At 66.5% G+C, this 209-nt stretch carries 1 protein-coding gene; it reads right to left on the minus strand.

What is annotated here, in order from left to right:
- A partial coding sequence (locus RRF55_RS29415) for a serine hydrolase (protein WP_439419515.1) occupies positions 1-209 on the minus strand: 209 nt, incomplete at both ends.

The following is a 209-nucleotide window of genomic DNA, read 5'->3' on the forward strand; positions in this document are numbered from 1 at the left end:
GCCATGTCGAGCTCACCGGCGGCCTCCCTCTGCAGGGCGTTCAGCGCGAAGAACGGCTTGGTCGCCGAGGCGATGTAGAAGACGGTGTCGGCCGTGACCGGCGTACCGGCGGCAATGTCCGCCAAACCGTAGTAGCCCTCATGGATCACTTTGCCGTCCTTCACCACCACGACGGCGGTACCGGACGGCAAGCCGGTCGCCGCCTTGGT

The organism is Klebsiella sp. K47, assembly GCF_051858335.1.
Classification (GTDB): Bacteria; Pseudomonadota; Gammaproteobacteria; order Enterobacterales; family Enterobacteriaceae; genus Klebsiella; species Klebsiella pneumoniae.